The sequence below is a fragment of the Catenulispora rubra genome (assembly GCF_015356825.1).
In the GTDB taxonomy this organism is placed as follows: Bacteria; Actinomycetota; Actinomycetes; order Streptomycetales; family Catenulisporaceae; genus Catenulispora; species Catenulispora rubra.
Window position 1 is genome coordinate 1 of record NZ_JAACYW010000538.1, and the last position, 2962, is coordinate 2962.

General features: G+C 71.0%; 4 protein-coding genes. All 4 read right to left on the minus strand.

Annotation, left to right across the window (positions count from 1 at the left end):
- A partial coding sequence (locus GWK61_RS53635; protein WP_194922132.1) for an alpha/beta fold hydrolase occupies positions 1-758 on the minus strand: 758 nt, incomplete at its 3' end.
- Complete coding sequence (locus GWK61_RS53640; RefSeq protein WP_194922135.1) at positions 755-1393, minus strand: ThuA domain-containing protein; 639 nt, start codon at positions 1391-1393, stop codon at positions 755-757. The genes GWK61_RS53635 and GWK61_RS53640, both read right to left, overlap by 4 nt.
- On the minus strand, positions 1390-2748 hold the full coding sequence (locus GWK61_RS53645; RefSeq protein WP_194922136.1) for a GH1 family beta-glucosidase: 1359 nt from the start codon (positions 2746-2748) through the stop codon (positions 1390-1392). The genes GWK61_RS53640 and GWK61_RS53645 overlap by 4 nt, the downstream gene beginning before the upstream one ends.
- Positions 2749-2835: 87 nt before the next feature.
- Complete coding sequence (locus tag GWK61_RS53650) at positions 2836-2955, minus strand: RICIN domain-containing protein (RefSeq protein ID WP_323748191.1); 120 nt, start codon at positions 2953-2955, stop codon at positions 2836-2838.
- Between the last annotated feature and the right edge of the window lie 7 nt (positions 2956-2962).

A 2962-nucleotide genomic window follows, 5' to 3' on the forward strand; every position in this document is an offset into this window, starting at 1 on the left:
ATCCAGGCATGCAGCGCGTTCAGGAAGTCCTTGCGTGCCTCGCGGCGGGGGTTGTGCCCGGCGTTCGGGAGTCGGACCGCGGTCAGCCGGCCGTCGCCCGCCCGTCGGAGGGCGTCGGCGTCGGCCGGAGTGACCATGCCGCCGTGCTGGGGGGATCCGTGCAGCAGCAGCACCGGACAGGCCACGGCGGCCAGGATGATCGTCAGCGGCGGTGCTGGCGCGGTGGGGCGACGGCAGTACTCCGGGTCGATGTCGGTCTTGGCGGTGGCCCAGGGTGCGAGTTCGTCGGTCGGCCAGCGCGGGTTCTGTTCGCGGCAGGCGGCGATCCGGTCGGGGTAGGGCGTGGCGCGGGCGGTGGCGAGCCAGTGCGGAACGCCTCGGACGGTGCCGTCCGCGTAGGCGTCGCACGGCGGGTCCTCAAGGACGAGTGCGGACACCAGGTCGGGGCGGTCGGCGGCCAGCTGCGCGGCGGTCACCGCGCCCATGGAGTGACCAACGATAACGGCAGGACCGGTCGTGACCGGTTCCAGTGCGGCGGCGACGTCGGCGGCTTGCGGCGCGGGGCCGACGGGACCGCGCGGCAGTGCGGAAGCGCCGTGGCCGCGGGCGTCGATGGCCAGCGTGCCGCCCAGCCCGGCCAGCCCGGGCAGCAGGGGTGTCCAGCAGTCGGCGGCGTCAGAGAATCCGTGGAGCAGCACCAGGTCGGGGGCGGGGCCGGTCATCCACCAGGCGGTGTGGCCGGTTTGATGGTGTCTCATCGGCGGGCCGCCCACAGCAGTCCGCGTTCGGTCAGGTCGGCGGTGGGGCGGTGTCGCAGGTCGTCCAAGCTGTGTCCCAGGCTGTTGACGAACACTCTCCCGTGGCCCCACTGGCGTGTCCATATCACCGGCATGCTGACCGGCGTGCCATCCGGGGTGTGGCACACAGTCGTGGCCAGGGTTTGGTTGGCGGCGTCGGTGAGGATCCAGTACTGCTCAGTGGTGACGGTGAAGTCGGCGCTGTCGGCGACGACGGGATGGTCGGCGTAGCGGCCGTCGAAGGTGACGGTGTAGGTCGTGAGCTCGGCTGGATGGTGCAGGAACACGCCTCCGACCATCCGCTGGTAGTCCCGGTCGTCGAACGATGCCAGCACCCCGCCGTGCCAGCCGGCGAAACCGGATCCGGCGGCGACCGTGGCGCACAGCCCGGCGGACTCGGCCGCGCTGAGCATCCCGCCGGTGTAGCACTGGACGATCAGGTCGTTCTCGGCCAGCGCAGGATCGCCGTAGGCCGTCGGCGAGGCGACGGTGACATCGAATCCCGCGCCGGCCAGCACCGGCAGGAACAGTTCGGTGGCCGCGGTGGGGCTGTGGCCTTCCCATCCGCCGCGTACTATCAGGGCCTTGTTCGTCATCGGCGTGCCGCCCGGATGACGTCGCGATAGAACAGGGCTGACTGTTTCGGTGTGCGTTGCAGGCTGTGGTAGTCCACGTGGTACAGGCCGAAGCGGGGACCGTATCCGTGGCCCCACTCGAAGTTGTCCATGAGCGTCCAGGCGAAGTACCCCTGCAGGTTGGCACCCTGGGCGCAGGCCCGGGCCACCGCGTGCAGGTGGTCGGCCAGGAACGCGGTGCGCTGGTCGTCACGAATGGTGCCGTCGGGTTCTACGACGTCCCCGAATGCCGCCCCGTTCTCGGTCAGGACGATCGGAACGCCTGGGTATTCATCGCGCAGGCGCAGCAGCAGGTCGGTCAGCCCCGAGGGCGTGATTGGCCAGCCCATACCGGTGCGCGGCCCCTGGTAGGCATCGCGGCCGCTGGCGGCGACTGTCTCGGTGAAGTAGTAGTTGACGCCCAGTACGTCCAGGGGCGCGGCGATGGCGGCCAGGTCGCCGTCGCGGACCGGCAGCACGACATTGCGCGCCGCGAGATCGGCCAGCACGTCGTCGGGGTAGCGGGCGTGGAACAGCGGCTCGGTGTACATGCGGATGCCCAGGCCGTCGGTGCGCCGGGCGACGTCGAGGTCGACGGCCTGGTCACTGGCGGGGACGGCGGGGGTCAGGTTGAGGGTGAGGCCGAACCGGTGTGCAACGGTGGACGCCTCGCGCATCCGGGAGGTGGCCAGGCCGTGGCCGAGCAGCAGGTGGTGCACGGCGTGCATGGCTGCGGAGAAGTCTGTGCGGCCGGGGGCGTGGATGCCGGTCGCGTAGCCGTAGGTGGCGATGCACCACGGCTCGTTCACTGTGGTCCAGTTGTGGACGCGGTCGCCGAGGTGGTCGAACGCCATTGCCGCGTAGTCGGCGAAGCGGTAGGCGGTGTCGCGCTCGGGCCAGCCGCCAGCGTCTTCCAGCTCCTGCGGCAGGTCCCAGTGGTACAGCGTGATCCACGGGTCGATTCCGCGGGTCAGCAGCTGGTCGGTCAGCCGGTCGTAGAAGCCGAGGCCGGCGGGGTTGGGCGGGCCGCTGCCGCCGGGCTGGATCCGCGGCCAGGCCAGGGAGAACCGGTAGGTGTCGACCCCCAGATCGGCCAGCAGGCCGACGTCCTGGGGCATCCGGTGATAGTGGTCGCAGGCCACCGCGCCGGTGGAGCCGTCGGCGATGGCGCCGCCGGTGGCGGCGAAGGTGTCCCAGATCGAGGCAGTGCGACCGTCAGCATCGGCGGCGCCCTCGATCTGGTAGGCGGAGGTGGCGACCCCGAAGCGGAAGCCGGCTGGTACGGCAGCGGACAGCTGCGAGGCCAGGTCCGGTACCGAGTGCAGGGGATCGGTCATGGTTCTTCCTTGGACGGGCCGGGCGGGAGCGCGGCGAACGCGCCCCCGCCCGGCGATGGTCGGGCTGCCGTGCGGTGTCGTTGTGGCTCAGGTGGGGAGGTGCCAGGTTTGGTTGGTGTTGGCGTGGCAGTCCCAGATTTGGAGTTGGGTGCTGTCGGTGGTGTTGCCGGCGGGGTCGTCGAGGCAGCGTCCGGAGGAGCTGGAGATGAGTTCG

Coding starts and splice junctions, on each gene's coding strand:
- GWK61_RS53640 (WP_194922135.1), bottom strand. CDS start 1,393: ATGACGAACAAGGCCCTGATAGTACGCGGCGGATGGGAAGGCCACAGC.
- GWK61_RS53645 (WP_194922136.1), bottom strand. CDS start 2,748: ATGACCGATCCCCTGCACTCGGTACCGGACCTGGCCTCGCAGCTGTCC.